The 24,282-nt window shown below is 66.6% G+C and carries 9 protein-coding genes and 1 pseudogene; all 10 read left to right on the top strand.

Translation table 11 applies throughout. From position 1 onward, the window contains the following. Positions 1 to 198: 198 nt before the first annotated feature. Positions 199 to 1,341, top strand: a complete 1,143-nt coding sequence (locus NP552_RS24805) for a substrate-binding domain-containing protein (RefSeq protein WP_043860338.1) — start codon at positions 199 to 201, stop codon at positions 1,339 to 1,341. 205 nt (positions 1,342 to 1,546) lie between these two features. Beyond that, entirely contained in the window at positions 1,547 to 14,179 is a 12,633-nt protein-coding gene (locus NP552_RS24800) for a filamentous hemagglutinin family protein (RefSeq protein ID WP_274097256.1), read from the top strand. 288 nt (positions 14,180 to 14,467) lie between these two features. Further along, positions 14,468 to 15,259, top strand: a complete 792-nt coding sequence (locus NP552_RS24795) for a CHAP domain-containing protein (RefSeq protein ID WP_274097255.1) — start codon at positions 14,468 to 14,470, stop codon at positions 15,257 to 15,259. 76 nt (positions 15,260 to 15,335) lie between these two features. Further along, a complete protein-coding gene (locus NP552_RS24790) occupies positions 15,336 to 16,472 on the top strand; it encodes a hypothetical protein (RefSeq protein ID WP_274097254.1) in 1,137 nt (378 codons plus the stop codon). Between the two features lie 7 nt (positions 16,473 to 16,479). Continuing rightward, positions 16,480 to 17,685 carry a hypothetical protein gene (locus NP552_RS24785; protein WP_274097253.1) on the top strand — a complete coding sequence of 402 codons (1,206 nt, stop codon included), beginning with the start codon at positions 16,480 to 16,482 and terminating at the stop codon, positions 17,683 to 17,685. After that, positions 17,682 to 19,505, top strand: coding sequence for a pYEATS domain-containing protein (locus NP552_RS24780; RefSeq protein WP_274097252.1), 1,824 nt, complete (start codon positions 17,682 to 17,684; stop codon positions 19,503 to 19,505). The genes NP552_RS24785 and NP552_RS24780 overlap by 4 nt, the downstream gene beginning before the upstream one ends. A 561-nt stretch (positions 19,506 to 20,066) precedes the next feature. Then, positions 20,067 to 20,381 (top strand): annotated as a pseudogene (locus tag NP552_RS26200) (transposase); the annotation flags it as partial. An 87-nt stretch (positions 20,382 to 20,468) separates the two neighbouring features. Then, positions 20,469 to 22,007, top strand: coding sequence for a ShlB/FhaC/HecB family hemolysin secretion/activation protein (locus NP552_RS24770; protein WP_274097287.1), 1,539 nt, complete (start codon positions 20,469 to 20,471; stop codon positions 22,005 to 22,007). 30 nt (positions 22,008 to 22,037) lie between these two features. Further along, the gene (locus NP552_RS24765; protein WP_274097250.1) at positions 22,038 to 23,843 is read left to right on the top strand and encodes a DUF2341 domain-containing protein; all 1,806 of its coding nucleotides are present in this window, start codon (positions 22,038 to 22,040) and stop codon (positions 23,841 to 23,843) included. Between the two features lie 10 nt (positions 23,844 to 23,853). Then, a complete protein-coding gene (locus tag NP552_RS24760; protein WP_043860333.1) occupies positions 23,854 to 24,279 on the top strand; it encodes an ExbD/TolR family protein in 426 nt (141 codons plus the stop codon). The last annotated feature ends 3 nt before the right edge of the window (positions 24,280 to 24,282 follow it).

The following is a 24,282-nucleotide window of genomic DNA, read 5'->3' as shown; positions in this document are numbered from 1 at the left end:
GCACTGTGGCCTTGAAAACACCCGAGAAATTACCCGCCAAGCTCCCGATGTTTTTTCCTCTGACTGTCACCGCGCACTGCCAACCTAAGCCTCGTGGATCGGCCAGCAAGCCCTCTGGATCAAGGCGCTGCGCCACGCCACCGTGACATGCAAGCGCGACTCACCTCAACGTACGAACACGACGAAAGGAGCTTCTTCATGTTTAAGCGCACTATGATCGCAGCCTCGCTGGCTGTTGCCGCACTGGCTTCGGCTCAATCGATGGCAGCGGTTGTCGGTGGCGGTGCCACCCTGCCACAAGGCCTGTACACCACCCCAGGCGTACTGGGCGCCGGTTTCGACACCTACACCGGTGTTGGCAGCGGTAAAGGCAAGTCGGCTTTCCTGTTCAACCGTGCCGCCGATATCAACAAGCCCGCCGGTGTGACCGTCGATTTCGCAGGCAGCGACTCGATCCTTTCCGATGCGGAAATCAACACCTACAACCTGGACCACAACAGCGCCGGCAACGACGTCGCCAACAAGTGGGGCCCGCTGATCCAGGTTCCGTCGGCAGCCACCTCGGTCACCATCCCGTACAACCTCAAGCTGGCCAACGGCACTGCCGTCAACGACCTGAACCTGACCAGCGCCCAGCTGTGCGGGATCTTCTCGGGTTCGATCAGCAACTGGAACCAGATCGACGCCAGCTACCCGAACAAGGCCATCAAGGTGTTCTACCGCAGCGGCAGCAGCGGCACCTCCGAGATCTTCACCCGTCACCTGAACAGCCAGTGCCCGACCCAGTTCGGCGTCAGCAGCACCTTCACCACCGCTCAGGTCGGTGCAGAGCCCGCCACGTTCCAGGGTGTTGCCCTGAGCGGCGATATCGTGACCTCGGTGTACGGCACCGAAGACGCCATCGGCTATGTAGGCCCTGAAGACGTGGATGCCACCAACAACGCCAAGGTCGCCCGCGTCAACAACCTGCTGCCAACCGTCGGCAACGTGCAGACTGCACTGGCCAACGCCGCGCCACCGGCCACCGCCGCCGCACGCGCGATTCCGCAGAACTGGGCCCCGGTGCTGGCCAACCCGGCCACCGGCTACTCCATCGTTGCCTACACCAACCTGATCTTCGGTCAGTGCTACAAGGACGCCGCAGACGGCACCGCCGTCGTCGCCTTCCTGAACCGTCATTACGGCGCCACCACCAACAACGATGCGGCCATCATCGCGCAGAAGCTGATCCCGTTGAGCCCAGCCTGGAAAAACGCCGTTCGCCTGCAGTTCGCCAACCAGTCCGGCGCACTGGGCGTGAACAACCTCAGCGTGTGCAACACCCAGGGTCGCCCGGCCTAAGCCGCGCCGACGCCTGTCGCTGTACCCCGTCGGTAACGGCTCGCGCCGTTACCGGCTTTTGCGTTTCAGAACGCCACCGATCACATGAACTTTGCGTGACAAAGGTTCGGTCTGCCGCCCGTGCAACCGCCTATGTCATAGGTCACCGGCCGCACCGGCGTGTGGCACCCCATTACCGCGATGGACCAGAAAAGGATTGATTGCAATGCGCCTTGGCACTGCTGCTTCGCCCTCCCACCGTACCCACCGTCAGGCCGATATGCCCCTGCTGCGGCTCAAGCCGCTGGCCCAGGTGATTGCGCTGCTGGCCCTGGCCGGCAGCGTGCAGGCGGCGCCTGCGGCGTTCAGTTCGGCCTGGTTCGCGGCCAAGGGCAGCGCGCCGCAGGCCGGCGGTACGGGCGGGCAGGGCGGTGCGGTGCAGTTGCCGGGGCTGCCACCGCCGCTGGCCCAGCAGCAGCGTGCCAATGCCCAGTTGCAGCGTTCGCTGCAAAACCTCAACAACACCGTGGCCGCCATCGCCGCGCAACAGGCTGCCCAGGCGGCCGGCCGCGCCGCCGCGCTGGCGGCGCCCTCGAGCATCCACAACGGCCTGGGCGGCAATGGCCTGAACCCGCTGCTCGATGCCAATGGCAAGCCGTTGTTCACCAACGCCGAGGCTCCGGTACAGACGCAGAAGGGCGGCACCACCCAGGTGACGATCAAGCAGACGGCCGACAAGGCGATTCTCAACTGGGACACCTTCAACGTCGGCCGCGACACCCAGCTGACCTTCCAGCAGGACGCCAACTGGGCGCTGCTCAACCGCGTCGGCAACAGCGTCGCGCCCAGCCAGATCCAGGGCACGATCAAGGCCGACGGTACGCTGATGATCGTCAACCGCAACGGCATCGTGTTCAGCGGCAGCAGCCAGATCAACGTGCGCAACCTGACGGCGGCCGCCGCCACCATCAGCGACCAGCAGTTCACCGAGCGCGGCCTGTACGTGGACAGCCTGGGCAGCCAGCCGACCTTCACCGATGCCGCCGGCAAGGTCATGGTCGAGCGCGGCGCGCTGATCCAGACCCACGCCCCGGCCAGCTCCACCCAGGGCGGTGGCTACACCCTGCTGCTGGGCCATGAGGTGGAGAACGCCGGCCAGTTGATCAACGCCAAGGGCCAGGCGACCCTGGCGGCGGGCGATACCTTCTACATCCGCAAGGGCGTCGGCACGGCGGGCAACCCGTACTCCACCACCCGCGGCAACGAGGTGGCCACCACCCTGAAGGCCGGCAGCACGGCCGGCACGGTGAGCAACAGCGGGCTGATCCAGGCCAGCCAGGGCGACATCACCCTGACCGGGCATCAGGTGCGCCAGCAGGGCGTGGCCGTGGCCACCAGCTCGATCGACAACCGCGGCACCATCCACCTGCTCAACGCGGCCAGCGACCGCACCGGCAACGTGACCCTGGCCGCCGGCAGCACCACAGCCATCGTCATCGACGCCAACCCCGGCAGCGCACTGGACAGCCAGCGCGAGGCGGTGCGCAAGGACCTGGGCGGGCAGGTCAACCAGCGCAGCGGCGCGTTCGACAACCTCAGCGCGGTGGCCGATGACCGCAGCCTGTCGCGGGTGGAGATCGTCAGTGGCGGCACGGTGGACTTCCAGGGCGGCTCGCTGACCCTGGCCACCGGCGGCCAGGTGGCGGTGAGTGCCGGCCAGCGCAGCCTGCTGCGCGACGGCGCGGTGCTGGACGTGGCGGGCGCGGTCGGGGTCAAGCTGGCCATGGACAGCAACAGCATCAAGGTCAACATCCAGGGCAACGAGCAGCGCGACGCGGCGGGCAACCGCGACAGCGGCGCGCTCAACAGCACCGATGTGTGGGTCGACATCCGCGAGCTGGTGCACGTGGCCGCCGGCACCAACGGCTACGAGGGCGAGCGCTGGTACACCGCCGGCGGCCTGCTGGAAGTGGGCGGCTACCTCGGCACGCGCAGCCACGGGCTGGGCGAGTGGCTGGCCCAGGGCGGCACGGTGAGCTTCACCGGGGGCGACCTTGTGACCCAGTCCGGCTCGCTGGTCAACCTCTCGGGCGGCACGCTGGACGTGGCCACCGGCTACCTCAAGCAAACCTGGCTCAAGGGCGCCGACGGGCGCCTGTACAACCTCTCGCGTGCCCCTGGCGACGTGCTGTACCAGGGCGTGTACAAGGGCTACGAGCAGCACAGCGCACGCTGGGGCCAGACCCGCTACTTCTACAGCCCGCTGATCGCCCCGCGCGAGCGCCTGGAGAACGGCTACACCGTTGGCCGCGATGCCGGGCGGCTGGTGGTCGGCACCGCCAATGCGCAGCTGGGCGGTGACATCCTGGGTGAAACCTTCAAGGGCGACCACCAGCTGCAGGCCCCCCAGGCCGGCCTCGACGGCTACCGGCAAAGCCAGCTGAGCCAGGCCCGCGGCGCGCAGCTGATCGTTGGCGACTACCGGCCCACCGCCACGGGCAGCGTGCTCAACGCCGGCGCGGGCAACCTGCACCAGGTGGTGATCGGCTCGCAGGTGCAGGGCGGCTCACTGACCCTCGACGCCCCGGTCGAGGCCGAGCGCGAAGGCGTCCTGCGCCTGGAGGCCGAGCGCCTGCGCGAGCTTGGCGGCCTGCAGGTGGCCGCGTATGAGAGCATCCGCCTGGAGCAGGCGCTGAACCTGGCCGACGGCGCCGGCCTGAGCCTGCTGGCGCCACAGGTGCAGATAAACGCCGACCTGGTCAGCCACGGCGGCGACCTGCTGCTGGGCAACCTGCAACGCGGCTCGGACAGCCTGCGGGTCGGCAATGCCGGCCTGGCCGCGCGTATCGAGGTGGCCGACGGGGTTCGCGTGGAGGCCAGCGGCCGGCGCCAGGACGGCGTCAATGCGCAGCCCGCCGACCTGTCGGCCTGGCTGGACGGCGGTTCGCTGGCCCTGCGTGGCACCGGCGACATTCGCCTGGGCCAGGGCAGTGTGCTGAGTGTGGAAAGCGGCGCGGCGCGCACCCCCGACGGCAACTGGCGCGGAGGTGCCGGTGGCGACCTGAGCCTGGCCAGCCTGACCTCGGGCGGGGCCGGTGGGCAGTTGCTGCTGGGCGGCGAGCTGCGCGGGTACGGCACCACGGGCGCCGGCACGCTGGCCCTGCGCGGCGACACCGTGAGCATCGGCGCCGATACCCCGGCGGCCAGCCTGAACCTGGGCAGCGATTTCTTCGCCAAGGGCTTTGCCCGCTACGAGGTGGTGGGCAACCAGCGCCTGGAGGTGGCGGCCGACAGCCAGGTGCAGGTGACGCGGCCGGTGTATCGCCTGCGTGGCGATGCCCGTTCGGCGGCCGAGGCGCTGGAGCTGTGGACGCCACCGCAGTACCTGGAGAACGCCGCCAAGGGCGTCCTGACCCAGCGCGCCGGTGCCAGCCTGCTGCTGCAGGCGGGCAGCGAGCTGGACCAGTCGGCCCAGCAGGTGGCGTCACGCTGGCTGCAGGTAGCCAGCGGCAGCCGTATCCAGGTCGATGACGGGCAGTCCATCACGTTGCGCAGCCCCGGTGGCCTGCAAGTTGACGGCAGCCTGGTGGCACACGGCGGGCAGATCACCCTGGCTGACACTGTTGTGCAGGAGGCCTTGACCAGTGCGGTGCGGTTCGAGCCGCATCAACGGGCGATCCGGGTCGGCGCCGGGGCGCTGCTCGACGTATCGGCCCGAGCCGTGACCGCCGTGGACGCGCGTGGCGAGCGCTATGGCGAGCTGCGCCAGGGCGGCAGTATCGTCATCGGCAGCACCTTCGACCCCAACCTGGGTGGCGCGCTGGCCCCCGACCTGTTCGTGGTGGTCGAGCGTGGCGCTGTACTGGATGCGTCCGGCAGCCAGATGAGCGTCGATGTACCCGGGGTTGGCGCGACTCGGCTGGCCAGCCAGGGCGGCAGCATCAGCCTGAGTTCGATCAATGGCCTGTACGTGGACGGCGAGTTGCGTGCAGCGGCGGGTGGCGCTGGCGTGGCGGGCGGCAGCCTGACCCTTGCGCTGGAGAGCGGTACCTACCCGATCACCCCGGCCTATGCCGAGGCCATCCGCCAGCGCGAGCTGCGTATCAGCCCGCGCGGGGAAGCCTTCGCCAACCAGGCCGGTAAGCTGGAACATGGCCATGGCCACCTCAGCGTGGCCCAGGTGGCGCAGGGCGGGTTCGATGCACTGACGCTGTTCAGCCGCGGCGTGATCAGCTTTACCGACGACGTGACGCTGCAACCGGCGCGCAGCCTGCACCTGTATGCCGGTGCACTGGGGCTGGCCGAAGGGGCTCGCGCCGATACCCGGGTGCGCCTGTCGGCTGCGCATGTGCGTCTGGCCGGGTACACCAGCCTGCCGCCGGCCGGGCCGGGCCTCACCAACAATCAAATCGGTATCGCGCTTTCGTCGCAAGCCGATCAGGCCAGGCTGCAGGTGGATGCGGCGCTGATCGACGTACGCAATACCCTGAAGTTCGGCACGGGGGTGAGTGAAGCGCTGAGCATCGATCGACGCGGCTTCCATCAGGTCAGCCTGAACAGCAGCGGCGATCTGCGCCTGCTCAAGACACTGGGCGGTAACGACACGCGGCTGGTGGCGCCGGGCACGCTGACCCTGAGCGCGGCGCAGATCTACCCTGGCACCAATGCCGTGGCAGTGATCAAGGCCGAGCATGTGAAGATTGCGCGCAGCAGCGCGGCCACGCCTGCCCAGCCCTATTCGCTGTTTGGCGCGCTGTCGATACAGGCCGACACCATCGACCAGCAGGGCGTGCTGCGCGCGCCCCTCGGCGCCCTGGTACTGGGCACCGCCAGCACCCGCGAAGTGACCCTGCGCCCTGGCAGCCTGACTTCGGTCAGTGCCGCCGGCCTGGTGATGCCTTATGGCGGCACGGTAGATGGCCTGGTGTACAACTTCGCCGGCCAGTCGCTGAACAGCACGGTGCTGGGCCAGAGTCTGCCCAACGGCTGGCTCAACGTGACCCTGGGCGGTGGCAGCATCGCGGTCCAACCCGGTGCGGTAATCGACCTGTCCGGCGGTGGCGATGTGCGCGGCGCCGGCTTCATCTCCGGGCGCGGCGGCTCCACCGATGCCCGCTATCACCCGCTGGTGCGCAACAACCCCGATGGCAGCTTCAGCCTGCCGGGCCTGGCGGACAACCCGGTGTACGCCATCGTGCCCGGTGTGCAGGCCAGCGTGGCGCCCGAAGCGGTGGCGGGCGAGCCATCGGGTTCGATGCCGTTGGTGGGCCAGCAGATCACCCTGGACGCCGGGATCCCAGGCCTGCCCGCCGGCACCTACACCTTGCTGCCGGCCAGTTATGCGCTGTTGCCGGGGGCCTACCGTGTCGAGGTCAACGGCCAGGCCAGCGTCGGCGCGCCGCAGGCAGGTGCCATGGCGCTGCGCAATGGCTCATGGGGCCTGACCGGCAAGCGCTCGATCGCCGGCAGCGGGCTGGGCGATGCCCTGTCGCAGCACCTGATACTGACCGGTGCCGACACCTTGCGTCGGTACTCGCAGTACAACGAAACCAGTTTCAGCCAGTTCCTGCTCAACGATGCCGCACGCCTGGGTATCCCGCGTGCCGCGCTGCCCATCGATGCCAAGGGCCTGACCCTGGACCTGGGCCATAACGACACCACGCGGCCCGGCTTCAGCATGCAGGGCGTGCTGTTGAACAAACCGGCGGACAAGGGCCACGGCAGCATCGCCACGGTGCTGTTCGGCGACACCCTGGTGATCCACGGCGACAACGCGCCCGCCACACCGGGTGCCGGCGAAACCGCCATTGCCGCGTCGCAGCTCAACGCCCTGGGTGCCAGCAGCCTGCGCATCGGCCATGCCGGGCAGCGGGTGTACGGGCAGGGTGGCAACCAGCTGCTGTTCGGTGATGCCAGGGGCACCAGCATCGTGCTCAAGGGTGGCGCACACCTGAAGGCCGCCGAAGTGCTGATGGTTACCGGGCGCATCGCCGGCGCCATCAACATAGAGCAAGGCGCGAGCATCGATACGCTCGGGCAGGGCGCACCCGCCTACGACAGCCGCGACGGCTACCTCTACAACCCGCACAACAGCAGCCTGCTGATCGTGTCCAATGGCTGGGTCGACGTGCTGGCGCCGCAAGCGCCCAGCGGGACGATCACCGGGCCGGGCAGCATCCTGATCGGCGGCTGCCTGACGCGGTGCAGCGGCCAGACCGAGCTGTATTCCGAAGGCACCATTGCCGCCGCCACCAACAACCGCTTCAGCCTCGACGACCAGGTGCGCTTCGGCACCCGCAACCTGACCCTGGCGGTGGGCGCGATCAACGTCGGCAGTGCGCAAAGCCTGGCCGCCGCCGCTGCGGCGGGCTACCTGCCCAGCGGCCTGACCCTCAACCAGCAGGTGCTCGACCGCCTGCTGCAGGGCGATACCCGCCGTGGCGCGCCGGCCCTGGAAACCTTGACGCTGACCGTGCAGGACAGCCTCAACTTCTTCGGCACCACCGCGCTCGACACCCTCGACCCGGCGACCGGCAAGTCGCGCCTGAGCAACCTGGTGCTGGGCACCCCGGCGATCTACGGGCATGGCGCGGCCACTGACGTGGCCAGCATTCGTACCGGCAACCTGATCTGGAGTGGCGCCACCCAGGCCGCGCCGGCCCTGCTCGGCAACGGTGCCGGCACCGGCAGCGGACGGCTGCAGATCGAAGCCCGGCGCATCGAACTGGGGTATGGCCCGCAGGCGCAGAGCAGCAGCCAGCCGGCGTTCGAGCGCCTGGCGCTGGGCTTCAGCGACGTGGCGCTGCTGGCCAGCGAACGCCTGACTGCCAACCACCGTGGCAGCCTGTCGGTGTATCAGTCACGCGGCGAGTATGTGACCGGCGAAGGCTACCGCTACAGCGGCGGCAACCTGCTGGTGCGCACCCCGCTGGTGACCGGTGAAGCCGGCTCGGTCAACCAGGTGCGCGTCGGCGGTGCCCTGCAGATGCTCGCGGGGGCGGCGCCGAGCACCGCCGACGCGCAGCTCAAGGCCGGGGCGCTGGGCGCCGAATGGTCGTTCAGCGCGCAGCGCATCGACCTCGACACCCGCGTGGCACTGCCCAGCGGCAAGCTGACCCTCGACAGCCAGGGCGACCTGCGCCTGGGCCAGGCGGCGCAACTGGACCTGGCCGGGCGCAAGGTCAGCCTCAACGACCTGGACAAGTACAGCTGGGGCGGCGACGTGATCCTGCGCAGCCAGCACGGCAACATCCACCAGGCGGCCGGCTCGATCATCGACCTGCACGCCGAACACAACCAGGCCGGCAGTCTGGAGGTGGTGGCGCTGGACGCCAGTGCCGGCCAGGTCGACCTGCAAGGCCGCCTCCTGGGTGCAAGCTCCGGCCACTACGATGCCGGGGGCACCCAGGTGCCCTACGCGGGTGCGGGTTTCACCCTGCGTGCCCAGGGGCTGGCCGGTGACTTGAGCAGTGCCTTCGCCACGCTCAACCAGCGCCTGAACGACGGCGGCGTGCATGGCAGCCGGCGCTTCCAGTTCAAGCAGGGCGACCTGCAGATCGGCAACGGGGTGCGCGCCAACCAGGTGCAGGTGTCGCTGGACAACGGCCATCTGCGTGTCAACGGCCTGATCGATGCCAGCGGCGAGCGTGTCGGCAGCATTCGCCTGGCCGCCGGCAATGGCCTGACCCTGGCCCAGGGCGCGGTGCTCGATGCACATGGCAGCGTGCTGCGCGTGGACAGCTACGGCAAGATCATCGACAGCCCCAACCGGGCTACCGTGGAGCTGAATGCCGGTGCCGGGCAACTGACCCTGGCGCGTGACGTGCGTATCGACCTGCGCCATGGCACCGACGCACCACTGGGCGGCGGCGCCGGCCAGCACGATGGCCGCGAGCGCGGCACCCTGGCGCTGTATGCGCCGCGGCTGCGGGCCGACGACCCGACCCATGGCGACATCGCCATCGACGCCTCGCAGGCGCTGTCGATTCTTGGTGCGCAGCGCATCGACCTGTTCGCCATGGCGCGCGATCATGCGGCCCCGCAGGGCGTCGACCCGCATGTCAGCGGCAAGCCCTATGTCCAGATCGACCAGGCCTACCTCGACGCACGCCACGCGCAAAGCGTGCAGTTCATCGACAGCGCCCTGGCCAACACGGCGCTGGTCAACGGCAAGCTCGCCGGCCTGGTCAAGGGTTACGCCCAGCAGTTCCACCTGCGCCCGGGGCTTGAAGTGATCACCGACGGCGACCTGGTGGTCAGCGGCGACCTCGACCTGTCGCGCTACCGCTATGCCAGCCTCAACCCCAACGTGCACAAGACCGGCACGGTGTACGGCTCGGGCGAGGCCGGCAGCCTGAGCCTGCGTGCCGGTGGCGACGTGGAGGTGCTGGGCAGCATCAACGACGGCTTCGCGCCGCCACCCGAGACCCAGGACGACGGCGGCTGGGTGCTGCTGGAAGGGCGCCTGGCCTATGGCGCCCAGGTGGTGGTGCCCAACGGCGGGGTCGAGTTGCACGAGGGCACCGGTTTTCTGGCCGGCCAGGTGCTCAACTACGACCTGCCGATACAGGCGCGCGTGCTGGCCTCGGGCGCTGTGCTGCCAGTGCGTGCAACCCTTTCGGCCGCGATCGAGCTGCCGGCTGGCACCGTGCTCTCGGCGGCGCTCTACAACGCCGACGGCAGCCAGGCACTGGCGGCGGGCACCCGCCTGGAGGCCCCGCTGCGCCTGGAAGCGGGCATGCAACTGGGCGCCGGCACGCGGCTGGTGGTCAACACGCCCGTCACGGCCATGACCTGGCCAAAAGGCGTGGCACTGCCGTCCGATCCGGGCCACCTGCTGAACGGTGGCGCCGATGACCTGGTGCTGCTGGCGGGCAACCTGGTGCTGCAACGCGGCGCGATCATTCCGCCGCGCACCGATATCAAGCTGGGGGGCGTGGGCTCGGTGGCGCTGCGCAGCGAGGGCAAGGGCACCAACTGGGCGGTCGCCAGCATGCTGCCGGCCGGTTCGCAGTCGTGGAACCTACGCGTGGTGGCCGGTGCCGATACCACGGCGGCCGACCCGCGCCTGGCCGACCCGAACGCCAGCGGGCGCCTGCGCCTGGCCGACCACCACGTGGGCATGCTGGCGGTAGGCGCCAGTGCCGGCTGGGTGTGGACCCAGGAAGGCATCGATGGGTTTGGTGTGGACGCCAAGCCCGGCGACCCGATCGACTTCGATGCCATCGGCTACCCCACGCTGTGCGACGAGTTCCCCACCTGGTGCGCCCGGGCACCGGCTGCCGGCGGCGGCCTGGTGTGGACCCAGGAAGGCATCGACGGCTTTGGCGTGGACGCCAGGCCCGGTGACCTGATCGATTTCGACGCCATCGGCTACCCCACGCTGTGCGACGAGTTCCCCACCTGGTGCGCCAGGGCACCGGCCGCCGGCGGTGGCCTGGCCTGGACCCAGGAAGGCATCGACGGGTTTGGCGCAGATGCCAGGCCGGGCGATCTGATCGACTTCGATGCGATTGGCTACCCCACCCTGTGCGATGAGTTCCCCACCTGGTGCGTGATGACCGCGCCGGGCAACACCGAGCACGACACGGTGCCCGGCGGCGCCTCGCGTTACAGCGTGCTGCGTACCGGTACCGGTGACCTGGACCTGATCGCCGCCGGCAACCTGGACATGACCACGCTGTTCGGCGTGTACACCGCCGGTACGGCGACCCCGGTGCCAGCCGCCTATCAACTGGCACGCGGGCAGGCCAATGACGGGCAGGTGCTGCCGGAGTTTCTCGGCGGCTACGAGGCGCTGGTCGATGGCGGCGCGCAGAGCCTGTATCAGGCCTGGTACCCGGAGCAGGGTGGCAACCTGCTGTTGACGGTGGGGGGCAACCTGACGGGCAACTCCCTCAGCCGCGAATATGGCAGCCTGACCCGCCTGGCCTACCAGTTGCCCACTGCACAGGTCGGCAACTGGCTGTGGCGCCAGGGCAGTGGCAACGCGCTGGCGGCAGACGAGCAGATACCCACGGCCTGGTGGATCAACTTTGGCACCTATGTGCGCTACCAGCGCAACAGTGTGGTGGCCGGCTTCACCGGCTTCGGCACCCTGGGCGGGGGCAACCTCGATGTCACGGTGGGCGGGCAGGCCGGCACCCTCGATGTGATCGGCAATACCGCTGACCAGTACCGCACGCAGTGGGACGACAGCGCACGTACCCAGGCCCTGCAGCTGGCAGTGGGCAGCACCGGCCGCGTGGGCCGCGATGGCAGCCTGACGCTGGGCGGTGGCGGCGACCTGAACCTGAAGGTCGGCGGCGCCGTCAACCCGACCCAGGCGGCCCTGGGGCGTGGCGACAACGCCGATGTACTGGGCGTGGCCGCCCATGACCTGCAGGGTACCCTGGTCAACCTGCGCGGCAACCTGCAGGTGTCGGCAGCGGCCCTGGGCGGTATCGACCGTGCCTACGGCGCGCTCGGGATACAGCAGGACAGCCACGAGACCCGCGCGTACGACCCGTTCCAGGCCACCCTGGCCAGCGCCAAAGGCGGCCTGGTGGTGGTGCCCGGCGACGCCACGGTGCAACTGAGCACCCGGGGCGACCTGGTGCTGGGGGCGGCGGCCGACCCGGGCCGTGTGCCCACGCTCAACACCACGCCGTTCGGCACGGCGGCGGGGGGCGGCAACAGCTGGTTCAGCCTGTGGACGGCCAACACTGCCATCGACCTGTTCTCGGCGGGCGGTGACCTGACCCCCAGCACCCAACTGATCGAATTGACCCAGCCGGTCAGCGGTGATGCGCTGTCCGGCCTGGATACCTCGCCCACCGACGGGCGCTTTGTCTACCCGTCGATCCTGCGTGCGGTGGCGGCCTCCGGCAACCTGTACTACGGGAACTCCGCGCAGTACCGGGAGAAGAACCGGCTGCAGGGCGCGAGTGGCTACTCGTTGCTGCTGGCACCTTCGGCCAATGCCCAGTTGCAGCTGGTGGCGCAGGGTTCGATCTACGCCGGTGGCTATGCGATCAACCAGTCCGGCGCCGCACCGTCGGCCCTGGCCACGCCGTTCAACCCGGGTTTCATCGGCAGCTACAACGGCCACAGCGTCAGCAACCAGAGGCCAGACGGGATTGCGGCAGACCTGGAAGCGGGTCGCTTCCCGCTGTTCGCCTTTGGCAGCACCAGCACCGCCAATGCCTACGGGCAGTTGCAGCCGGCGCGCATCTACGCCGTGAGCGGCGACCTGGTGGGGGTGCGCTCGGGCGAGGTCCTGAACTTCGGCAATGCGCGCAATGGGGCCGTCTGGTACGAGGGCGCCGCACCGGTGTGGATGATGGCGGGGCGCGACATCGTGTACAGCGGTACCGGCCTTGGCGAGACCACCTACGTGCCGGCGATGATGTCGGACATCGTCGGTGCGCTGGCGCTGTCCAGCGGCAACCTGTTCGTGCACAACCACGCCACCGATCACTCGCAGGTGGTGGCTGGGCGCGACATCCTGTTCAGTGGCCTGAACGTGGCCGGCCCCGGCACGCTCACCGTTAGTGCCGGGCGTGACCTGCGCCAGGAGGACCGTGCAGCCATCACCAGCCTGGGCGCCATCGTCACCGGCGACAACCGCCCCGGCGCAAGCCTGGTGTTGCAGGCCGGCGTGGGCGCCCAGGGGCCAGGGTATGCGCGCTTTGCCGAGCTGTACCTGAACCCGGCCAACCTTGCCGACAGCAACCAGAGCCTGGCGGCGCAGCCGGGCAAGGTGGCCAAGACCTACGCCGAGGAGTTGCGTCAATGGCTGGCCGAGCGCTACGCCTTCGAGGGCGATGCGGCCCAGGCGCGGGCGCGGTTCGCCAGCCTGCCGGCGACCGAGCAGGCGGTGTTTGCGCGCCAGGTGTACTTTGCCGAGCTGCGTGCCGGCGGCCTGGAGTACAACACCGTGGGCGGGCCGCGCCAGGGCAGCTACCTGCGCGGGCGCAATGCGATCGCGGCGCTGTTCCCCGAGCAGGACGTGGCCGGCAACCCGATCCGCTACGACGGCGACATCCTGATGTTCGGCGGGGCCGGGGTACGTACCCAGGTGGGGGGCGCGATCCAGATGCTCACCCCCGGTGGCCAGCAGGTGTTCGGCGTGGAGGGCGAGGCGCCGCCGGCCGGTGCCGGGGTGATCACCCAGGGCAACGGCGATATCCAGCTGTACGCGCGCGGCAGCATCCTGTTGGGGCAGAGCCGCATCATGACCACCTTTGGCGGGTCGATTCTGGGCTGGTCGGCCGAGGGCGACATCAACGCCGGGCGTGGTTCCAAGACCACGGTGGTCTACACCCCGCCTCGCCGGCTGTACGACACCTGGGGCAACAGCAGCCTGTCGCCCACGGTGCCGAGTACCGGTGCGGGTATCGCCACCCTGGCGCCGGTGGTGGAAGTGCCGCCGGGGGACATCGACCTGATTGCGCCGCTGGGCACCATCGATGCGGGGGAGGCGGGCATCCGGGTGTCGGGCAACGTCAACATTGCCGCGTTGCAGGTGGTGAACGCGGCCAACATCCAGGTGCAGGGTGATGCCAAGGGCATGCCGGTGGTGGCGGCGGTGAACACCGGCGCGATCTCGTCGGCGAGTGCGGCGGCGTCGTCGGCGACCCAGGCCGCCGAAGATGCGGTGCGCCAGCAGCAGGCCGCGGCCCGCCAGCGTCAGCCGTCGGTGATCACCGTGCAGGTGCTGGGGTTTGGTACCGAGCGCCTGGTGCCGGGCAAGGAGGGTGCGAGCCTGGGGCCGCAGTACAACCCGCAGAGCCCGGTGCAGGTGCTGGGGGCCGGGGCGCTGGATGAGCAGGCGCGGGGGCGGTTGACGGAGGAGGAGCGCGGGAATCTGGTGTTGTAGGTAGGGCGCACCCCCATCGACATGCGTCACTTTACACACTTGGCCGGCGAACACGATGTTCGCTGGCTAAGTACTGGCAGTCTTCCCGAGGCGCGCTAGAGTGACTATGTGGGTGCGTTATATCGGGGTATTCGCTCACCGGATTGTTCTTGAGGTGCTTCAGCGCGTCTTGCGTCGACCCGATTGCTTGGTTCTCCAGTAGTGCATCATGAGCGACAGTCAGCATGTCGTAATGCGCCAAAGCCTCTCTCTGGACGTTGAAGCAAGGGATCGGAGGAGGTATGACGCATGCTCAAGTACATGGATCAGGGGCCCCAGGTTCGCGCACTTATCGCGCAATTGCGCACACTCGGCTTCGCACTGGAGGTAACTGACAGGTTTGATGCAACTGTCAAAAAAAGTGTTGAAGCCTTTCAGGTTTCCAACGTGGATGCCTCTGGCCAGCCGCTCAAGGTGGATGGCAAGGTTGGCCCTAACACGCTTTGGGCAATTGATGCCGCCCTCGGCCTTCAAACGTTGCTGATACGTGGCTCGCCCGAGCTTCCCGATCCACCCGATGGGGGCAGCAGGAGCGGGCGCCAGGCGCTGTCGATTGCGCTGCGTGAAGCCACGGCCAATTGTGGCGAGTCGGGCTCCGATAACCACGGGCCTGATGTGCGGCGTTATTTGAAGGGGCACGCCAGCGAGGGTGACAGTTGGTGTGCCGGATTCATCAGCTACTGCTTCCATGAGGCGCTAGGGCATGACGGGGTGATGGGGTACCTGGTGGGTGCCCAGCATATCCATCGGCGCATGTCCGAGCTTGGTCACGCCTATACCCCAGCCCTGTCCAATCCTCCCCAGCCGGGTGACGTGATTGTATGGCGACGCATTGACCCTATCAGGCCCAAGCAGACAAGTTGGCAAGGCCATGTCGGCATTGTCCACAGTTTCACCAACGGCATCCTCTGGACGGTAGAGGGCAATCGGGGTCCGTATCCGGCCATCGTTCGCGCCTTCAGGTATTCCTGGTCCGATCTTGTCGGTTCATCGCAAAGCGACCGCTTCAAAGGGCTGTTCGGCCTGTCGCGACATCCATGAGGTGCGACATCAACTCTGCAATCGGCCCGAGGCTGGCAAGCGCTGCCCAGGTCGGTAAATGACTGTGAGGTGCTCAATGACTTACCTGGTTTTTGTTCACGGTGTCGCAACGCGTGCGGGCAACGAGTATGACCGTGCAGTAAGTAATCGAGATGAGCTACTCAGACGCGTTCTGTTTGCGGGACGCCCCCTGGATATCATCTCGCCGCTATGGGGACCGCTCGTGCCGAGTATCAACGAACAGGTGTATGACACGAGCAATCAGCAAGTCGAAACCTTTCGACTTGGCGCTGTAGATCCGCAGGCCCTCGGTGGCCTGGGCGACGCAGGCGGGGATGGCGAGCACGATGACGTTCTGGTGTCCGCCTGCGCGTTGGGCAAGCAGTTACCGGTAGCGGCGGTTGACGCTGTTTTCGCCGCGTTGATCGAGGACGCCGCGCAACAGGACCGGGCACTGAAACCGGAAGAGCTGGAAGCGTTCGAGCGGGCTGCCGAGCATATTGCCAAGGGCACGTCGCATGAAGTGTTTGCGGGTGACATCACTGACGCGACGCTGGCTGAGCGCCTGAGTGACGATGGGGTGAGCGCCTATAGCCTGGTCGATTCTGTGCGCGACGCCGTGGCGGCGGTGACAGATCGCCTGAGAAACGCCGTTTCGACGCTTGGCTTTGACGCGGTGCGTGGCGCACTGGCGCCGCAGGTCGGGGTGTTCCTGGGTGATGTGTTCGCTTATCTGAAAGACGGTGAAACCCGTTCGAACATCCGCTCGCGGATTGCCGAGGCGTTAGTGAAAGCGCACACGCTTGCCAGACAGCAGAACCGCCCGTTGGTGCTCATGGGCCATAGCCTTGGCGGCGTAATTCTCACGGATATGCTGTTGAACCCCGAGGAAGTCGGCCTGCCGGAGGACTTCAGCGTGGCATCGCTGATAACCGTGGGTTCCCAACCCGGTTTCTTCGGGGCGTTGAATCTTCTTGCGCCCACTGGCGTGCCTGTTGCAAAGCGCGCGCGGCCGGCGTGTGTACAGGACTGGATGAACGTCTTCGATCCAATCGACCCGTTCGCGTTTCGCACGGACATGATCTTCCATGGCGTAAGCGATCTTCGCTTCAACTCCATCACGGGTTTGGCATCTGCGCATACCGCTTACTTCTCACGGCCACAGTTTTACGCGCGTACGCGCAAGCGGCTGCAAACGCTCGGCATTATATAGGTCGACCATGACACTTATATACGAAGAGACCCAGATTGACGGACCGCGAATTCATGCCTTTGTGATGGGAGTGGGCGCTTATCCCGACGCCAAGAGGGGCCGCGGCGTGCTGCCTGAGCTGCGAGCGGTTGCTGATGTTCCCAGTGCTGCCGACAGCGCAAAGTTCATGTGCGACTGGATCGTGGCCAACCGCGAACGCTTTACCGCCAGGCTGGCGACAGTGGAAGTGGTTATCTCGGACCCCGATACCGCGCTCGGCCGCTACGCGTGGGACCCGGCAGTACCGATTGAGGGCGCGACGGCGGCCAATGTTGCCAGGGCTGGGGCGGCCTGGCTGACACGTCTGAATGAGCGGGTTGGCGATATCGCACTTTTTTATTGTTGTGGTCACGGGGCAATCAACGCGGGTCATCCAGTGCTTTTTCTGGAGGATCTGAACCGCGACGAGAGTAACCCGTGGGTCCACCTGAATATGTGGACACTGGCTCAGTCACTGCGCCGCAACACCAGAATAGGCAACGCGTTCATGTTCTCCGATGCCTGTGCAGAGTTTGTTACCAAGTTCGAACTCGGGATGGCGATGGAGTGCCGCTTTTTTCCGGCGCCCCTTTCAAATCGCAACACACGTAACAATGTCTCGCTGATTTGCGCGGCATCCGAAGCCCACCTGGCCTACGATGGCGAAAGACACAATGAGGAGGAGGGCGAGTCCAGTTTTGATGAGCAGATGCTCGACGAACCCGGTGTACGTCTTGGGCGTTTCACTCAAGTCCTGGTAAAAGCGCTGGACGGCGCTTCGGCCCGCTGGAATAGAAATCAATGGCTTGTTGAACCGTCCGCACTGATCCTCGACCTGCGAAAAATTCGTCGGCACTTTTTCAGTCGATGGAAAGAACGCGTCTTCGAGCCCATTGCCTACCTGACGCCGAACGACTTCTACCCCATCGTGCTGTGTGATGGGCATCAGGTCCCCATACTTGTCATCATTGACCCCATGGAGCGCATGGCGGTCTGCGATCTGTACGTCAGTGAACATGATGACCTGGACCAGCCCTGGCTCAAGCACCGGGCTGCGGGCGATGCCGGTGCATGGCTGACATCGGTGCCGGCTGCCAGGCGTCCGTTTTATGCGATCGTCCAGTTCGAACATAGAAAGTACTCACTGTTCTTCACGCCCGAACCCCTGTCGGAACAACTGGTGGGTCTAGTATGAAAACCACGTTGGAGTTTGAAGGCCCATCTGACCTTTCCATCGGCCGCGTGCGTATTGATGACCCCGAGGAAACGGTGGTCGAATGGATTGCCACGCCAGACCAGCGAAGTTTCGTTCGCGAGGACGTCAGGCCAGGTACCTATTCTGTCGAAATCACCCCCTCTGGCGGTACACCGCAGGCCGTTGTGTTTGAAGTCAAGGAAGGCGAAGCGAACAAGGTCCACCTTCCAGAAATTTCAGCCTTGTCATCCACCGGCAGCAATACGAACTTTTACGACACCGCCACCCATCGCACCTCTGCACGGGTTCCGATGTCGGCTAGCGCCATGCTCGAGATGCCAGCGTTGCCGACAGTCGATCTGCCTGTGACCCAACCCCGCAGACCAGAGGTCTTTCCCGCAGTGGCAAAACGCATTTCGGTGGCGCTGTCGCAGGGAGGAGCAGAGCGCCCGGATTCGTATGGCCCATTCATGGGTAAGGCAGGTCTGGAACTGGGGCGTGAAGGGCTGACGATCGAGGTGCAACAACCGCTGGCGGCGCGCCTGGAGGCCTCGACACGTGTTCGGCTTTCAGTCTCGATCGAGGGCAGCCGGATCGAGCGTTGTCTTGTACCCATGTACGCTGGCGGTGCCAGGATCTATATCTCACCTTCGCCGATCACTCCCGCCGATGTGACCATCCAGATCTTGCCCAACGACCCCAGACTTCGCGCGATGGTACGGGCGCTGGGGGCAGGTGCAATCGAAGAGGCGGTTGCCCTGAAGGCCGGTGTGCAGATGCCTGCCCAGACCCTTGATGAGCACGCGTCGGTGGATGTCAGCCCTTGGGAAATGATTATCTACGGGCTCTTGACCCTGCGCTTCCCGGAAGTTTTTACCGAACTTGAAGATGCCTGGGTGCAGGTTCTTTCAACCAACTGTGGCTGGGCATACGACACGCATGTCATTCGAGCGCATCAGGTCGTTGCGTCTGCCGGTGACGACAGCGCTGCGCAAGTGAATGCTGCGGCGTGCGCGGTGGGTTATCTGCTCAAAGCCCAGGTCAGTGGCTCACCATACTTTGCCTATACCAATCAACTGTTCACCGAGATGATCGGGTGGCTTTGCGAACTGGATATGTCCAACCAGCATCCCCTCGCGCCCCGCACGAGTGCGTTGATAAAACAGGTGGCGGCGCGTTGTAAAAGGGAATCTCCTTTGCAGCGCACGGCCGGTGTCGCGTTTTCGTGGCTGCGACGTGATCTGAAGGCGCTCCGGGACTTTGGCTTGCTTTTGCCCAACCGACGCTCTACGGGAGTGTTGCATAGCCGTGGCACAACCGTTGTGTTCCGCGGCACGCTGAAAACGGACAGCATTACGGTGGGGCGGGCTGGAGACAAATCACCCGACAAGGATGTTGGCCTCGATCAGCGCAGCCCCATTGCCGAAAAGGGGTTGCTGGGTTGCCCGGCACTGGGCCGTGAAAAAGGCCCTCTGGATGATCCGAACAAGGGCAGGTTTGGTGGCGCCGCAGTGGATGCAGGGTTGCGCTTTGATGCCTCCTTCAAAACTGCCAAGCGCCGGGGCTGGGTGATCATCACATGTTGTGTAACTGCACAACCGGATGTGCCGATGGAGGTGGGGGCGCTTGCCGTGTTTTTTCTCCACCCCACCTTTTCGCCATCGCAAGTCAATGTTCGCTTCACAGGCCAACGTGCCACCTTGTCAGTTGAGGCATGGGGTGCCTTCACCGTCGGGGTCTGGATCCCCTCTGCGCGGGTAGAGCTTGAGTGCGACCTTGCCGAGCTGCCGAGTGTGCCCAGCCATATCAAAGCGCGGTAACTGGGCCGATTGAGCGGGGCCGTTTCAACGCGGCATATGCCGTTGGAGGCAACCGTGCCCGTTGCTCGATGCCAACCGGGTTCACCAGCGAACCCGGTGCTCGGCTGCATGTGCCGAGGCGCGGCCCCATCGCCTTCCTTAATCTCTCCTGCTTTGTTCATGAAGCTTTAGTGACAAAAGTTCGGTAGCAAAGCGCCACCCCCGTCATGGGTATGTGCAGTCACTGCGCAGCCGCACAGGGACGAAGGGAGTGGAGCGATGGGAACCATGGAACGCTACGCAAAAGTCGGAATGCAGGAACTCGATCAACGCCTGGCGAAGATCGTCGAAGCCGCGCGCAAGCAACCGGTGTCGGTGTACCGCTACGGCGCACCCTGGGTGTGGATCGTGTCCCAGGACGACTGGCAAAGCGCGCTCAAGGAAGTCTCCAGCTGCATCCCGCCAGGCCATTCGCTGGTGATGCTCAAGCCCAGGGTCGAGGAACTGCTGGCCGCCCACGCGCAGGAGCTGGCCGACCTGGCCCGGCGCAACGCGATGAGCATCGCCCCGCACACCCTGATGCACCTGCTGCTGTTGCAGCTGCTGTATTCGGTCCCCAGCGAAAAACAACTCTACGAACAGCTCAACTACAACCTGCTGTTCCGCTGGTTCGTGGGCCTGGAACTCAAGTCGCGGGTGTGGAGCTTCAACCTGTTCAGCCACGACCTCAACGCACTGCTGGCCTGCCAGCAGGCCACGCGCCTGCTGCAGTCGATCGTCAACGAGGTGTGCAACGCGGGCCTGGCGCAGATGCCCGAGTTCAGCCTCAACCTGGCCCAGCTGCACAGCTGGCTGGCCCGCCACGCCGGTCACGGCGGCGCAGACAACCATTTATAAGACACGGCCCTGGGCCAGACGGATTTCCTTGAACGAGGGGGCGGTGTGGAGCATTTGTTTTTCAACGGGTGGCGAGCCGGCGCAGTGATGCTGCTGGTCCTGGGAACCCACCACGCAAGCGCCGAACAGGCCGAGCGTCGCGTCGATATCAACGAGTACGTGGTGCGCGGCAACACGGTGCTCGATGCCCGCGCCATCGAGGAGGCGGTGTACCCCTACCTCGGCCCGCAGAAGACCCTGGTGGATCTGGAAGGCGCCCGCGAGGCCCTGCAGAAACGCTATCAGGCGCTGGGCTATCAGTCGGTGTTCGTCGAGCTGCCCGAGCAGCAGGTCGAAGGCGGCGTGGTGTACCTGCAGGTCAGCGAAACCAGGGTCGGCCGGGTACGAGTGGTCGGCGCCAGGCATTACTCGCCCGTGGAGATCCGCGAGCAGGTGCCGGCCCTGAGCGAGGGCCAGGTGCCGGACTTTGCCAAGGTCCAGGGCGAACTGGCCGCACTCAACCGCGGCCCCGGGCGCCAGGTGATGCCACTGGTGCGCGAAGGCCAGCGCCCCGGCACCCTGGACGTCGACCTGCAGGTCGAAGACAAGCAGCCCTGGCACGCCAGCATCGGCCTGAACAACGACTACAGCGCCGACACCAGAAAGCTGCGCAGCGTGGCCACCGTGGGCTACAACAACCTCTGGCAACTGGGTCACAGCGTGTCGCTGACCTGGTTCACCGCCCCCCAGGACACCGACAACGCGCAGGTGTGGTCCGGTTCATACAGCGCGCCCCTGAACCCGCGCTGGACCCTGCAGGCCAGCGGCTACAAGTCCGACAGCAGCGTGGCCACCGTGGGCGGCAGCAACGTGCTGGGCAAGGGCCATTCCTACGGGCTGTCGGCGATCTACTCACTGGCGCCGGACGGCAACTGGGCCAACTCGTTTTCCGTGGGCATCGACTTCAAGGACTTCGACGAGCAGGTCGAACTGGGCGGCGAGCGCGATACCGTGCCGCTCAAGTACGCACCGATCACCCTGGCCTACAACGGCTTTCGCTACACCGAAGCCTCGCAGCTGGGGCTGGGCCTGAGCCTGGTGGCCGGCACACGCCGGCTGTTCGGCTACGGCAGCGACGACGAGGCCTTCGACTACAAGCGCTACCGCGCCGACTCCAGTTTCGCCGCGCTCAAGGGCGATGCGAACTACACCTTCACGTTTGCCGGCGACTGGCAGAGCGCAACCAAGCTGGGCTTTCAACTGGCCTCCGGGGCCCTGGTGTCCAACGAACAGTTCGCTGCCGGCGGCGCCACCTCGGTGCGCGGCTACCTGGCCGCCGAACGCACCGGCGACGACGGCCTGCTGTTCTCCCAGGAACTGCGCACGCCCTCGCTGGGCCGCTACGTGGGCAGCTACATCAGCGACTGGCGCTTCTATGTGTTCGCCGAAGGCGCGCAGCTGTCGCTGCAGGACCCGCTGCCCGAGCAGGACGACCACTTCAGCCTGGCCAGCGTCGGCCTGGGCACCCGCGCCACCCTCAACGACTGGCTGTCCGGCAGCCTGGACTGGGGCCTGCCGCTCAAGGACGGCGCGAACACCGAGAAAAACCACTCGCGTCTGCACTTCAGCGTACAGGCAACCTTCTGACCCCATCGGCATCGACCCTGGAGACATTCCATGCAACGCCTCATCTTGACCCTGCTCATTTGCCTGGGCTTTGCCCTGCCGGGCAGCGCCAGTGCCTGGTGGCAGGACGACTGGCAGTTCCGCAAGCATATTTCCGTCGACACCACGCCCCAGGGCGCGGCGCTGACCCAGTCGCTGGGCCGCACGGCACTGCTGGTACGCCTGCACACCGGCAATTTCAGCTTTGACGGGGTCAATGAAAACGGCGCGGACATCCGCTTCGTGGCCAGCGACGACAAGACCGTGCTCAACCACCAGATCGAAAGCTTCGACCCGCTGATGGGCATGGCGCTGATCTGGGTCGACGTGCCGGACGTGCAGGGCGGCCAGCGCCAGGACCTGTGGATGTACTACGGCAACCCCAAGGCGCAGCCGGCCAATGCGCAACCGGCCTTCGATGCCGACTACACCCTGCTGATGCACTTCGACGGCGCCGCACCGCGTGACGCCAGCCCCTACGGCAACCAGGCCCAGGGCAGTGCGGCGAGCATCGAGGGCATCATCGGTCGCGCCATCCAGTTCAACGGCCAGCCGCTGCTGCTGGCACCCAGCCCGTCGCTGCAACTGCCGGCTGGCGCCGCCTTCACCTTCAGCGCCTGGGTACGCCAGGACCAGTTGCTGGGCGATCAGTTGCTGCTGGCCCGCCATGAAGGTGAAAACCGCCTGCTGCTGGGTGTGAGCCAGGGCCTGCCGTTCGTCGAGGTCAACGGCCTGCGCAGCGCTGCCGGCCGGGTGCTCGATGCCGGCCAGTGGCAACACCTGGCGCTGGTGGGCGAGGGCGGTACGCTCAGCCTGCTGGTGGACGGGCGCCAGGTCGCCAGCCTGACCGCGGCGGTGCCGGCGTTCAATTCGACCCTGGCCATCGGCGCCGACCTGCCGCCGGCCGAGGGTCAGCCAGCCGGCGCCTATGTGCCGTTCGTGGGGGCGATGGACGAGCTGCGCCTGTCGCGCATCGCCCGCGCCGTGCCGGTGCTGCAGGCCGACGCGCTGGCCCAGGGCGCCGAGTCGCGCCTGGTGGTGTACGGGGTGGATGAAGAGCAGTCCGGTTTCGGTTTCGGCAGCCTGGGCTTTCTGCTCAAGGCGGTGCCGCTGGACGCCTGGATCATCATCGCGGTGCTGGTGCTGATGATGGTGCAGTCGTGGGTGATCATGCTGCGCAAGAACCGCACCCTCAACCACGTCAGCCAGGCCAACCGGCTGTTTCGCGAGCAGTTCGCCAACATCGGCACGCGCCTGGAGATGTTCGCCGACGACACCACCCTGGGCGAGCGCCTGACGCATTCGTCGCTGTGGCGCCTGTACCTGGTGGCGGTCAAGGAGATCCGTACCCGCCGCGCCCAGGGCTTCGACACCTCGGCGGTGTCGGCGGCCACCATCGAGGCCATTCGCTGTTCGATGGACGGAGTGCGCACCCGCGAGAACCAGGCGCTGGGCTCGAAGCTGTCGAGCCTGTCCAACGCGATTGCCGGCGGCCCTTACATCGGCCTGCTGGGCACCGTGCTGGGGATCATGGTGGTGTTCCTGGGCACCGCGATGGCCGGTGACGTGAACATCAACGCCATCGCCCCCGGCATGGCCGCGGCGCTGCTGGCCACCGCCATGGGCCTGTTCGTCGCGATCCCCGCGCTGTTTGGCTACAACCGCCTGATCACCCGCAACAAGGAGGTCAGCGCCGACATGCGCGTGTTCGTCGACGAGTTCATCACGCGCCTGGCCGAGCTGCATGGCGAAGGCCAGGCCGGCGAGGCCAGCCACCGGCGTGCTGCCCACGCTGCCCACCCGTCCGTACCGGCCTGAGGAGAGCGCCATGGCAGCCATGAATGCTTCCCACGACGATGACGACGACGCGGCCGTCGACAGCATCAACGTCACCCCGCTGGTGGATGTGCTGATGGTGGTGCTGGTGATGTTCATCCTCACCGCCACCGCGCAGGTGTCGGGCATCCAGATCCAGCTGCCCAAGGCCAGTGCCTCGGTGTCGCTGTCCCAGCCCAAGACCAAGGCGATCTCGGTCAACGATGCCGGGCAGGTGTTTCTCGACGCCTACCCGGTGACCCTGGCCGAACTGGAAGAGCGCCTGCGCAGCGAGAAGGCGCGCAGCCCGGACTTCCCGATCATCGTGCGCGGCGACGCGGCGGTGCAGTACCAGAAGGTGGTCGAGGTGCTCGACCTGTTGCGTCGGCTGGAGCTGGCCCAGGTCGGGCTGGTGACCGGCAAGCCGAACCAGGGTTGAGGA

Source organism: Pseudomonas sp. 8209, from assembly GCF_028682105.1.
GTDB classification, from domain to species: Bacteria; Pseudomonadota; Gammaproteobacteria; order Pseudomonadales; family Pseudomonadaceae; genus Aquipseudomonas; species Aquipseudomonas palmensis.
Note: the sequence above shows the minus strand (reverse complement) of the source record. Positions and strands in the feature narration are given on the sequence as shown.

Bases quoted from the DNA above. Each gene is read 5' to 3' on its own strand.
- NP552_RS24770 (WP_274097287.1), top strand. From the start codon at position 20,469: ATGCTGCTGGTCCTGGGAACCCACCACGCAAGCGCCGAACAGGCCGAG.
- NP552_RS24795 (WP_274097255.1), top strand. From the start codon at position 14,468: ATGCTCAAGTACATGGATCAGGGGCCCCAGGTTCGCGCACTTATCGCG.
- NP552_RS24800 (WP_274097256.1), top strand. From the start codon at position 1,547: ATGCGCCTTGGCACTGCTGCTTCGCCCTCCCACCGTACCCACCGTCAG.
- NP552_RS24785 (WP_274097253.1), top strand. From the start codon at position 16,480: ATGACACTTATATACGAAGAGACCCAGATTGACGGACCGCGAATTCAT.
- NP552_RS24765 (WP_274097250.1), top strand. From the start codon at position 22,038: ATGCAACGCCTCATCTTGACCCTGCTCATTTGCCTGGGCTTTGCCCTG.
- NP552_RS24790 (WP_274097254.1), top strand. From the start codon at position 15,336: ATGACTTACCTGGTTTTTGTTCACGGTGTCGCAACGCGTGCGGGCAAC.
- NP552_RS24760 (WP_043860333.1), top strand. From the start codon at position 23,854: ATGGCAGCCATGAATGCTTCCCACGACGATGACGACGACGCGGCCGTC.
- NP552_RS24805 (WP_043860338.1), top strand. From the start codon at position 199: ATGTTTAAGCGCACTATGATCGCAGCCTCGCTGGCTGTTGCCGCACTG.
- NP552_RS24780 (WP_274097252.1), top strand. From the start codon at position 17,682: ATGAAAACCACGTTGGAGTTTGAAGGCCCATCTGACCTTTCCATCGGC.